Source organism: Ruegeria sp. CK2, assembly GCF_056536585.1.
Genome location: NZ_JBQFPW010000014.1, coordinates 130,013 through 140,862 on the forward strand (window position 1 = coordinate 130,013; position 10,850 = coordinate 140,862).

Consider the following 10,850-nt stretch of genomic DNA (forward strand, 5'->3'; position numbering starts at 1 on the left):
CTTAGCACATTTGCGGGAATACGCTTCTGCCTTTGGCAAGCGCCGCCAAGGAATGTAAGATAACGTCTGCGAACGCGCGGATACCGCATAACGACCTAGAAGACAGGCAAATGTATGAGCCTAAGCATAGCAAAAACCAAGTCGAACCGCGCGCCGCGTATCCTGTTTTACAGTCATGACACGTTCGGACTGGGCCATCTGCGGCGCTCGCGCGCCCTAGCTGCCGCGATGACGCAGGCAGATCCAAGCGCATCTGCGCTGATCCTGACGGGATCACCGATTGCTGGCCGTTTCACCTTTCCCCGTCGGGTTGACCACGTGCGGCTGCCCGGCGTGACCAAACGGGCCGATGGGTCTTATGCCGCGCGTACAATCGGGATGGGCATCGACGAGGTCACCGAGCTGCGTTCGGGTCTGATTCAAACTGCGGTTCAACAGTTCGATCCTGACGTCTTGATCGTCGATAAAGAACCCACAGGGTTCCGGGGTGAGCTGCTGCCAACGTTGAAGCATATGGAAAACGACAGTGGCACCAAGCTGATCCTTGGCTTGCGTGATGTCCTGGACGAACCCGAGGTTCTGGCCGCCGAATGGGCCCGCAAGGAGGCCATCACAGCGACTGAGCGGTTCTATCACGAAATCTGGGTTTATGGGCTGCGGTCAATCTATGACCCGACCAAGGGCTTGCCACTAAGCCCCGCTGCTCAATCCCGTATCCACTGGACCGGTTACCTGCGGCGCGATCTCGGCCCCATCGGTGAGCCGCCTGAACAGCCCTATATTCTGATCACGCCCGGCGGCGGTGGTGACGGTAAGGCAATGGTTAATCTGGTCTTGTCCGCTTACGAACAAGACCCGAAGCTATCGCCTCGCGCTGTTCTAGTCTACGGCCCCTTCTTGTCCGGTGAGTTGCGCGAAGAGTTTGAAACCCGCGTCGCCGCACTGAATGGTCGTGTTACAGCCGTGGGGTTTGAATCCCAGATTGAAACTTTTTTTGCGGGTGCCGCCGGGGTGGTTTGCATGGGGGGCTACAACACGTTCTGCGAGGTTCTGTCCTTTGACAAACGCGCTGTCATCGTCCCCCGCACTACTCCGCGTCTGGAACAATGGATCCGGGCGTCGCGCGCCGAAGACCTCGGCCTGGTGAAGATGCTTGATGAGACGCGCGATGGTTTGACGCCCGCCTCAATGATCCAGGCCATCCGCAACCTGCCGCATCAAGACTTACCGTCGCAGACTATTCAGGACGGTTTGCTGGACGGGCTGGACTACGTCACTGATCGCATCGACACATTGCTGGGCCGGGAACAGGAACGGGCCACCGGATGACCGAGACTGCCCCAAAGTTGGCGGTGTTGGTCAAAGGCTGGCCGCGCCTCTCCGAGACGTTCATCGCCCAGGAGCTTGTTGCCTTGCAGGATGCTGGGCATCAGTTTGACATTTGGTCACTACGCCACCCGACCGACACCAAACGCCATCCCCTGCATGACCAATTTGCGGGTCAGGTGCATTATCTGCCCGAGTATCTCTCTGACGAGCCTCAACGCGTTTGGAAAGCGCGGCATCGTGCCCAGCACATGCCCGGCTATGCCGAAGCTTATGATGTCTGGCGCCAGGATTTGCGCCGCGACCCGACTCACAACCGCATTCGCCGCTTTGGTCAGGCTTGTGTATTGGCCGTAGAATTGCCTGAGGCGACACAAGGCCTGTACGCACATTTCATGCACACACCGTCATCCGTCGCCCGCTATGCTGCCATCATGCGCGCCATCCCGTGGAGCTTTTCGGCCCATGCCAAAGACATCTGGACCTCACCCGATTGGGAAAAACGCGAAAAGCTACAGGCAAAAACCCACGGTGCCCAATTTGGTGCGACCTGTACTGCCGTCGGTGCCGACCACCTGCGCGAGCTCGCAGACGACCGGGGTCGTGTCGATCTGATCTATCACGGGTTGGACCTGACCCGTTTTCCAACACCGCCCAATCGCATCCAGCGCGCTCCTGATAGCCCGTTTCGCATGGTGTCCGTCGGCCGTTTGGTCGAGAAAAAGGGCTTTGACCGCCTGATCGAAGCGTTTGCCTTGCTGCCCGCATCGCTGGATTGGCACTGGACTCACATTGGGGGCGGCTCTCTCGGCGACGCTTTGACAGGGCAAGCCAACGCAGCCGGGGTCGCAGACAGGATCACCTGGCAGGGTCCGTGCGATCAGCCGGAAGTGATTCAGGCCATGCGAGCCGCAGACTTGTTCGTGCTGCCAAGCCGCATTGCAGCCGATGGTGACCGCGACGGGTTGCCCAATGTCTTGATGGAAGCAGCCTCGCAATTGCTGCCGATCCTGTCGACGCCAGTGTCGGCCATTCCAGAGTTCATCGAGAGCGAAACGCATGGCGTTCTGTCTAATGACGACCCCGCATCGCTGGCTGCGGCAATGATGGCAATGGCATCCAATCCTGAGAAATCTGCCCAGATGGCCGATGCCGCCTACCACCGTCTGATCGCCGAATTTCGGATGGATCCGGGCATCGCACGCCTGTCTGCGCGGCTGAATGCCTTGTGTTCGGATGCGGCGTAATGGCCCGAGTTGCCTTTTATGCACCGATGAAAGCTCCGGACAGCCCGAAACCCTCGGGCGATCGCGAAATGGCCCGAAACCTGATGAAGGCCATCGCTGCCCAAGGTGATCCAAGCGATTTGGTGTCCCGTTTTCGTATCTATGACAAAATGGGGGACGCTGCCCTGCAACAAACACTCCGTGACGCGGCGCAGGCTGAAGCAAAACGACTAATCGCCCAGATGCCGTTGGATACGGACCTTTGGGTGACGTACCACAACTATTACAAAGCCCCCGATTTACTGGGACCGCAGGTCTGCGCCGCGCGGGGGATTCCCTATGTCCAGTTGGAAAGCACCCGCGCCACCAGTCGCTTGACCGGTCCGTGGGCCGGGTTCGCGCAATCTGCGCATGATGCTTGCGATGCGGCCCAAGTAATCTTTTACCACACCGCAAATGACCTGATCACGTTGGAACGAGACCGGTACCACAATCAGGCGTTGGTAGAACTTCCCCCCTTCTTGCCAATCTGCGAGTTACCCCCGGAAACCTCTGGCCGTGGTCCGATGCTGACGGTGGGGATGATGCGAGATGGCGATAAGCTGGCGTCTTACGCAATTCTGGCCCAGGCTTTGTCCCATTTGGAAGGCGACTGGAGTCTTGAGATCGCAGGCGACGGCCCTGCCCGGGCCGAAGTCGAAGACCTTATGGCACCATTTGGTGGCAACGTTGAATTTCTGGGTCAGTTGGATCGCGATGCTTTGCACGCGGCATATTCGCAATCCTCATTTCTCGTATGGCCTGGCGTGAACGAGGCATACGGTATGATCTACCTAGAAGCGCAGTCGGCGGGCCTGCCGGTGGTTGCACAAGACCGGCCCGGGGTTCGGGATGTGCTGTTCCCATCTGATTACCCGTCGGTCAGCGCGGGCCCCTTGGGTCTTGCCAAGCACATGCAACTGCTGCTGGATGATCCGCTCCTCTGCCGGTCTATGGGCTCAAAGGCGCGCGCGCATATCGAGCGCCACCATCTGATGCCCAAAGCGACCGAACAGTTTTGGGCAACCATTCGTCCAATGCTAAAGGTATCGTCATGACCCGACTGGCCCTGCTGCGTCATGGACATACGGATTGGAACCGAGCCGGACGCATTCAGGGGCGCAGCGACATTCCGTTGGATCAAGCCGCGCGCGACGAGTTGTCGGGGTACGATCTTCCCGATCACTGGAACGCTGCTGACATCTGGTCCAGCCCACTGCAGCGTGCCAGCGAGACAGCCAGGCTGGTTACCGGCCAACCGCCCCGAATATCGGAAGCGCTGATTGAAATGAACTGGGGTGACTGGGAAGGCTTGCGCGGCGTTGATCTGATTGCTGACACCGACAGTGGTTATCGACATATCGAGGATTGGGGATGGGCCTATCGCCCTCCAAACGGCGAAAGCCCGGCCGAGGTCTGGGCCCGGTTGTCCCCTTGGGTTTTGGGTCTGCGGTCCGATACGGTCGCTGTTTGCCATATCGGGATCATGCGGGTCATTCTTGCCCAAGCATGGGGCTGGGATTTCGAAGGTCCCGCACCATTTAAAATCAAACGCAATCGGCTTTACGTTATCAATTTGACCGATATGTCCCCCGACGCCGCCCCTGTTCGTCTGATCAAACGCGAGGCCATCTGATGAAGGTGATGATCATCGTCACGCATTTGCTGGGCACAGGTCATCTGAGCCGCGCTTTGACACTGGGACGGGCCTTTGCCGAGGATGGGGGCGACGTTATGGTTGTATCTGGCGGCATGCCCGCGCCGCAGTTGGACAGCGGCGGCGTGACGTTGTTTGGGCTGCCGCCTTTGCGATCTGATGGAACAGATTTCACCCGATTGCTGACCGACCAAAATGATGTCGCCGATGACCGCTACAAAGCAGCGCGCGTAACGGCCCTAACGCAAGCTGTCCAAAGCTTTCAGCCGCAGGTTCTGATCACCGAGCTTTATCCATTTGGTCGAAGATCGCTGGCCAGCGAATTCGACACGGCCCTCACCACTGCTCGGAACCTTGACCAGCGGCCCATCATTCTTGGATCAATCCGGGATATTCTGGCCCCCCCGTCGAAGCCCTCAAAGGCCACCCGCGCAGATGACATTGTCGAGCAGTTTTACGACGGCATTTTGGTCCATTCCAACGAAAGCCTAACACCGTTGTCTGTCAGCTGGCCTGTGTCAGCGAAGTTGGCGGCGCGATTGCACTATACGGGTTTTGTTGCGCCAGAACCGCCACAACCACATCCCGAGGATATTGGCGCGCATGAGGTACTTGTAAGCGCAGGTGGCGGATCGGTAGGACAGCCGATCTTTCGCGCGGCCATCGAGGCCGCCCGAAAGATGCCCAACAGGCGCTGGCGCCTGTTGGTTGGTGGGCAGGATGCTAAAAGGCGCATTGCCGAACTTTCTGAATTGGCGCAAGGCACAGCTGTGTCACTGGAACCCGTACGTCCGGATTTTCGACAGATGCTGCCTCATGCCGCTGCTTCGATCAGTATGTGTGGCTACAACACAGCACTGGACATCCTGCAAAGTGGCACACCAGCGGTATTTGTTCCGTTCGATGACGGCAAAGAAGTTGAACAAGGGCTGAGAGCCCACAGCTTGTCCGAGCTACCAGCCATTGAGGTTCTGATCAGTCAGAATCTGACAGGTGAGAGGCTTGCAAATGCTTTAGAGCGTGTCATTTCCGATGGGCCGCGCAGTCCCCAGATACAGGGGTTTGATGGTGCGAAGCAGACAGTTGAAGTCACAAAGCGCCTTTTGGAGAAACGTCGATGATCCCGAACTGGCAGCCGCTTGATGCTGAACTGAAGCTCTGGCTTGATCAGGAGGTCTCTCTGCCGCTGTGGTGGCGGGACGATGATGCAATCTGCCAAACCCCTCAGTTGGATAGGCTGTCCGAGATGTCGCAACAGTTGGGTCTGCCTGTTCATTTGGCCATTGTACCGCGCGACGTCGACCCCAATTTGGCAGATTATGCCTTGCGACGACCAACCCTGATTCCAGTTGTCCACGGCTGGGCCCATATGAACCATGCGCCAGACGGCGAAAAGAAATCTGAGTTCGGCTTGTATCGCCCGTTAGAGGACATCGTTGCAGATGCGCGGGCAGGCCATGCGAAGCTGACAGAGCTATTCGGTAACGATCTGCGCCCCATGTTCGTGCCCCCCTGGAACCGCATCGCCGCCGAAGCCGTAAAGCGATTACCGGAACTTGGCTTTCGCATCCTCTCAACTGCAACGCCCCGCAAGACCGCGCAACCCGTGCCGGGTTTGGATCAAATCAACACGCATCTCGACCCAATCGACTGGCGCGGGAGCCGTGGACTAATCCCGGCTGATACATTGATCGCCCAGACGGTCGGCCTGTTACGGGATCGTCGCGAAGGGCGTGCCGACAATACAGAACCCTTTGGCGTATTGACGCACCATCTGGTCCATGATCAAGACATCTGGGACTTTACCAACGCCTTGCTGCGCAAACTGCTGGATGGCCCTGCGGACGCGTGGGTTGCCCCAAGAACCTGACGAGAGAATTCCCCGATGAGCCGACTGGATTCCATGCTGCGCCGCCTGACGGCCCAACGAGATGGATTAAACTGGGCCGCAGCCCGAATTGGCAACGCACCCGGTGACATTCTGGACATGGGGCTGGGCAACGGCCGCACCTATGATCATCTGCGGGAGATCCTGCCAGATCGCAAGATATGGGTAATGGACCGGGTGCTGCAATGCCATCCTGACAGCACCCCTCCATCCGAGGACTTTCTACAAGGTGAAGCCGAGCCGATGTTGCGCAAACTGTCAGACACCGGACGCAAAGTTGCGATGGCGCATTATGATTTCGGGCGCGGCATCAAGAATGAGGACGTGGCCGAGGCTGCCCGCCTCAGCCCGTCGATCTCGCGCGTGATGCAACCCGGCGGCCTGTTAATCTCGGGGCAACCGCTTGTGGGGTTTGAGCAGATCAAAGGTCCCGAAACCGTCGCCCCGGACCGTTATCTGTTTTATCTCGCCTGATCTGAGTTTTCTTTCGCGCGTTGTCAGGCAACCCGCCGCCCACGCGACCAGACCGCAGTCAGAGCGGGAACACTCGCCCGCATGCGAAATCGGATCAGATCAGCACGCGCGCCGGTTCGCAAAGCGCCACGATCCTCTAGTTCCGCAGCCCGAGCGGGGGCAAGCGTTACGGTTCTGATACCGCGCGCCATGTCACCCCATAGCTCGCCCAGTCTGGCTGCCGACAACAATAAAGCAGCCGGAACATAGTCCGAAGACATAATGTCAAGATGGCCAAGTTCAGCCAGTTCCTGCGCCGCGACATTACCGGAATGGGATCCTCCTCGGATGATATTCGGCGCTCCCATCATGACCTTGATATCGTGATCATGGCAGGACCGCGCGGCCTCGACCGTCGTTGGGAATTCGGCAAGGCTAATACCGTGGCCCGCCGAGACCCGAACCTGATCCTCCGTCGTGTCATCATGGCTGGCCAGAACTGCCCCAAAACGCCGCGCGGCTTTGACTGTTTCAATCTCGTGCCGATCGCCGTTGCGATCCCGTAACCCCTTTAGCTGGGCGACGTGCTGCATGAATGTGTCGTCATCCATGGCGTGCTTACCCTTCAGGTAAGCCTCGAGCTTGGCCATATCGCGAAACTGCCGCTGTCCAGGTGTGTGATCCATGATCGAAACAATACCCACCCTGTCCTCTGGACCAAACTCACCCAATTCTTCGACGAGTGTTTCCGAACAAACCTCGGCGCGCAAATGAAGGAAATGACTGATTTTCAGCGCATCCTGTTCGCGCAATTGCCAAAGCTCTCGGGACAAACCCCGCGCATATTGCCTGTATCGCGCCGCACCTGACGGGATTGACCCGACCCGCATCGCATCAAACACTGTTGTGATCCCGGTGCTGGCCAGTTCCGCATCATGGGCCAGGATCGCAGCCGTGTGGGGCCAGTCGACCTTGGGGCGTGGCTGGATGTGACGCTCCAGATTATCGGTATGCAGCTCGACCAAGCCTGGGCTGACATATTCGCCGTCACAATCGATTGCGCCTTTTGGAACCGATGCTCCTGTGTCGATGTCGGCAATGCATTCGCCGACAATCCGAACACTGCCGGTGACAGTCTCGTCGGGTAGCACAATCGTGGCATTGGCAAGGATCAAGTCTTCTGTCATCTGAACTTCACACAGTTTGAGCTATTGGAAGGCCACGCAATAGGAGGCCAATGTGACATTCACGCGGTACGCGATCTATTTTGCGCCACCCGCTGCGGCGGATTGGACGAAATTTGCAACCAGCTGGTTGGGCTGGGATATCGAAAACGGGGCCGAGGTCGCGCACCCTGTCATAGATGGCATCGATGTCGCAGCTGTTTCGCAGGTACCGCGCAAATACGGGCTGCATGGGACGATGAAACCGCCATTTCGCCTGAGGACCAGCCAATCGCTTAGCGCGCTGCAGAGCGCTTGCGCGACGCTTGCGGCCAGCCGCGCGCCTGTGGCGATGGAAGGTCTTGAGATCGCGCGCCTGGGCCGTTTCCTTGCGCTGCGCCCGTTGGGACATGCCGAGCAGTTGAACGCGCTGGCCGCAGCCTGCGTTCACGAACTGGACGACTTTCGCGCGGCGACATCCGAAGCTGAATTGGCGCGACGGCGCGCAGCTAACTTGACCCGGGACCAAGAGGCCAATCTGATCCAATGGGGCTATCCTTACGTGCTGGCATCCTTCCGGTTCCATATAACGCTCAGCGGCAGGTTGGACAAACCCAACTTGGTCAAAGTGCAATCCGCACTGGACACACATCTCGGCCCCCTGCTGCCCACGCCGTTCGAGATCACCGATCTGGCCTTGATGGGAGAGGCTGAAGACGGCCGGTTTCACCTGATCCATCGCTATGCCCTTTCCGGCTGAAGTCGGGTCAGGATTTCGCTGATCGTTTCATCGGGTGATCCTGAATTGTCGATTTCGATGACGCGGCTCAGCCCGTCGGGCAATAGCGCTTTGGCTTCACATCGTTGCTGGGCAATTTCAGCGAGCGCGCCGTAAAGCGGCCCGTGCGCGGGCCAGTGCATCGCAAACGCACCATCCCGCACCACGTGCTCAAACACATCAACGGACACGCGTTTGACGTGTTTGAAGATCTTATCGCAGGGACTCTTCGATATGTTTCTCATCATCCACTCCTTGGTGGCTACGATGAACCAGAAACACTCTCTTATCATATACGGCTATCTGGACCCACAATCGCTGACGTCAAACAACCCACATCCAGCGTCGCATCATCAACAAAAATTATCACCGAAGCGCATGGTCAGTTTTTTTGATCCGCAGCATGTGCCACCCTCAACTCATCTTGGCGATCGGTTACAGACGCAATTCAACCGAGGGTGTCATTTGCGTGAAAGTTCTATAACGGTGCCACAATGCTGGTTCGCGCGTTGTTCGTTCAGAAAGGCGGGTTGCAGGTCTACCACTCGCCCCCTGCTGCAGGTATATGCATCGGCAACGCTCCAACACTTACGAGGCTGCAATGAGCTGTGACCGCACCATCAAGATCGCTCCGTCGATCCTGTCTGCCGATTTTGCCAATTTCGGACAAGAGATTCAGGCCATAGAAGCGCAGGGCGCGGATTGGGTCCATGTTGATGTGATGGACGGTCACTTCGTTCCCAACCTCACGTTCGGCCCCCCGGCGGTAAAAGCTTTTCGGCCACATGTCAAAACGGTGATGGACGTTCACCTGATGATCACCCCGGTTGATCCGTACATTCAGGCCTACGCGGACGCGGGCGCGGATATCCTGACCGCCCATGTTGAGGCCGGCCCGCATACACACCGCACTCTGCAAGCCATTCGCGCCGCCGGTATGAAAGCAGGCGTCGCCCTGAACCCCGGCACGCCCGCCGAGACAGTTGAACACCTATTGGAACTGGCAGACCTGGTTTGCGTCATGACAGTGAACCCGGGCTTTGGCGGCCAGAAGTTCATCGACATGACCGACAAAGTCCGCAAGCTGCGTCAAATGATCGGAGACCGCCCGATCCATATCGAGATCGATGGCGGGGTCGACCCACTGACCGCCCCTCTGGTTGCCGCAGCAGGTGCTGACGTTCTGGTGGCAGGGTCAGCGGTGTTCAAGGGTGGGTCGGTGACCAATCCCGAAGTCTATGGCGAGAATATTAATGCGGTACGGGCTGCGGCTGAATCTGCTCAGCAGTGAAGCTTGTACGCCAAAACGCGCAAGCCTGTCCGGTCTGAACAAACAAGCGTACATCGCCAATCACGTTCGAAACCGACAAGGAAGGAACACCCTACTTTGGTGTTCCAGGTGAGAGCTCAAGCGACTTGCACGGATGTGAGAGGTTTGGCCAAGAACGACCAGAATACTGTCGCAATGGCGGCTTTGAGCCCAAAGGAGCCGTTTAGAGCTGAGTCGATTGCGGGACGAAAGATCTAACCAAACCACCGAAATACAGTCACGATATAGGAAGATTACAGCTACGAAGTTCGGTCATTGTAGATGAAAAGTTAGCGTTTTCAGAAGACAATTGCAGTCCAAAGTGAGTAGTCCGAACAGTATCGACCGGGAACTTTCCTGTCTTAGACGAACTTGCGTCCACTCGAAAAACGGAGTTGCCCAACGCTGACGTTTTGGATGAAATCTCGAACTCTTCGCCATCAGCGTTTCGATATGTATAGTTGCATTTTCCTACAACACCGAAACAACTGTGAGGCTCGAAGCTCTCCCATTTATTCCCGGCCCAAACTCTACGCGTCATCAGCCCACTTTCGTTATAGTCAGTGGTGCTTATTCTTTCGCGCGAACCGACTTTATTGCGAGTAACGACCCTAAAAGCGCCATTCCGCTTGCCAACGAAAGTGCTCACCCATTCGTTTCCATTAGAGTATTTCTCAGTCCAACTACATCCCTTGGGCATCTCCCAGAATCGTATTTCACCTGCTCTGATGCTTGTCCCTGTAGCGAAAAGTGCAAATATTGCAGTCAAGGTCATGACTACAATGGGGGCAACCTTCACGATTGAATTCATTTGTTTCATCCCTGTTTGCAGACTCATCTCTCAGACAGCACGGCAATCATGCCGACACATGCAACGCAGTGCAACGAAAGCAGTCTTAGCCAGTTGCCGCTTCGTCCCGCTAAGCTTTAGATCAAAAGAAGGCCGCCCGTTGTGGGGCGGCCTTCTTTAGTTCGACGATGTGCCGGGCTGATGCCCGGCCTACCGATTAC

At 57.4% G+C, this 10,850-nt stretch carries 11 protein-coding genes; 9 read left to right on the plus strand and 2 right to left on the minus strand.

Annotation, left to right across the window (positions count from 1 at the left end):
- The first annotated feature begins 114 nt into the window (after window positions 1–114).
- From ACR0BU_RS19150 to ACR0BU_RS19180, 7 genes are read left to right on the plus strand one after another with little or no spacing between them, the layout of a single operon-like run.
- A complete protein-coding gene (locus tag ACR0BU_RS19150; RefSeq protein ID WP_480738529.1) occupies window positions 115–1,329 on the plus strand; it encodes a glycosyltransferase family protein in 1,215 nt (404 codons plus the stop codon).
- Entirely contained in the window at window positions 1,326–2,573 is a 1,248-nt protein-coding gene (locus ACR0BU_RS19155; RefSeq protein WP_480738531.1) for a glycosyltransferase family 4 protein, read from the plus strand. The genes ACR0BU_RS19150 and ACR0BU_RS19155 overlap by 4 nt, the downstream gene beginning before the upstream one ends.
- Window positions 2,573–3,649: a glycosyltransferase family 4 protein gene (locus ACR0BU_RS19160; protein WP_480738532.1), complete on the plus strand. Its 1,077-nt coding sequence runs from the start codon at window positions 2,573–2,575 to the stop codon at window positions 3,647–3,649. The genes ACR0BU_RS19155 and ACR0BU_RS19160 overlap by 1 nt, the downstream gene beginning before the upstream one ends.
- A complete protein-coding gene (locus ACR0BU_RS19165; protein WP_480738534.1) occupies window positions 3,646–4,227 on the plus strand; it encodes a histidine phosphatase family protein in 582 nt (193 codons plus the stop codon). Before ACR0BU_RS19160 ends, ACR0BU_RS19165 begins: the two co-directional genes overlap by 4 nt.
- On the plus strand, window positions 4,227–5,369 hold the full coding sequence (locus ACR0BU_RS19170; protein ID WP_480738535.1) for a glycosyltransferase family protein: 1,143 nt from the start codon (window positions 4,227–4,229) through the stop codon (window positions 5,367–5,369). The genes ACR0BU_RS19165 and ACR0BU_RS19170 overlap by 1 nt, the downstream gene beginning before the upstream one ends.
- Window positions 5,366–6,118 (plus strand): polysaccharide deacetylase family protein, encoded by a 753-nt coding sequence (locus tag ACR0BU_RS19175; RefSeq protein ID WP_480738537.1) that lies wholly within the window; start codon window positions 5,366–5,368, stop codon window positions 6,116–6,118. The genes ACR0BU_RS19170 and ACR0BU_RS19175 overlap by 4 nt, the downstream gene beginning before the upstream one ends.
- Before the next feature lie 15 nt (window positions 6,119–6,133).
- Window positions 6,134–6,610 carry a class I SAM-dependent methyltransferase gene (locus tag ACR0BU_RS19180; protein WP_480738539.1) on the plus strand — a complete coding sequence of 159 codons (477 nt, stop codon included), beginning with the start codon at window positions 6,134–6,136 and terminating at the stop codon, window positions 6,608–6,610.
- 23 nt (window positions 6,611–6,633) lie between these two features.
- On the opposite strand, the gene ACR0BU_RS19185 is transcribed toward ACR0BU_RS19180, so the two are convergent.
- Window positions 6,634–7,776 (minus strand): alpha-D-ribose 1-methylphosphonate 5-triphosphate diphosphatase, encoded by a 1,143-nt coding sequence (locus tag ACR0BU_RS19185; protein WP_298936537.1) that lies wholly within the window; start codon window positions 7,774–7,776, stop codon window positions 6,634–6,636.
- Between the two features lie 52 nt (window positions 7,777–7,828).
- Between ACR0BU_RS19185 and ACR0BU_RS19190 the strand changes: the two genes are divergently transcribed.
- Window positions 7,829–8,512, plus strand: a complete 684-nt coding sequence (locus tag ACR0BU_RS19190) for a DUF1045 domain-containing protein (protein ID WP_480738540.1) — start codon at window positions 7,829–7,831, stop codon at window positions 8,510–8,512.
- Here the strand turns inward: ACR0BU_RS19190 and ACR0BU_RS19195 are convergent.
- On the minus strand, window positions 8,494–8,775 hold the full coding sequence (locus tag ACR0BU_RS19195) for a hypothetical protein (RefSeq protein ID WP_480738542.1): 282 nt from the start codon (window positions 8,773–8,775) through the stop codon (window positions 8,494–8,496). The genes ACR0BU_RS19190 and ACR0BU_RS19195 overlap by 19 nt on opposite strands.
- A gap of 356 nt (window positions 8,776–9,131) precedes the next feature.
- On the opposite strand from ACR0BU_RS19195, the gene rpe reads away from it, so the two are divergent.
- Entirely contained in the window at window positions 9,132–9,821 is a 690-nt protein-coding gene (gene rpe, locus ACR0BU_RS19200; RefSeq protein WP_480738543.1) for a ribulose-phosphate 3-epimerase, read from the plus strand.
- Window positions 9,822–10,850: the final 1,029 nt, after the last annotated feature.